Source organism: Nitrosospira sp. NpAV, from assembly GCF_000832065.1.
In the GTDB taxonomy this organism is placed as follows: Bacteria; Pseudomonadota; Gammaproteobacteria; order Burkholderiales; family Nitrosomonadaceae; genus Nitrosospira.
The window spans coordinates 1-260 of record NZ_JXQM01000121.1; the positions used below are offsets into that span (position 1 = coordinate 1).

1 protein-coding gene is annotated in these 260 nt (G+C 64.6%); it reads left to right on the plus strand.

Going from position 1 to position 260, the window contains the following annotated elements:
- Positions 1-87 precede the first annotated feature (87 nt).
- Positions 88-260, plus strand: a 173-nt coding sequence (locus SQ11_RS15560; protein WP_041515117.1) for an AAA family ATPase, incomplete at its 3' end; no start/stop codon positions are given.

Genomic DNA, 260 nt, shown 5'->3' on the forward strand with positions numbered 1-260 from the left:
TGATGCGCCGGCAGGATTTCTCGCCTCCTGCCCCCTTCCGTACACTCGTTTGACGTTCCCCATCTGCGATCTGCCGAGGCATCACCCATGGCGTTTGATTCCACTTCCACCTACGTGGCCACCGAGGCCCTCAAGCAGGCGATCAACGCCGCCGTGACCCTGGAGCGCCCGCTGCTGATCAAGGGCGAGCCGGGCACCGGCAAGACCCTGCTCGCCGAGGAGCTTGCGGCATCATTAGGCACCGAGCTGCACACCTGGCA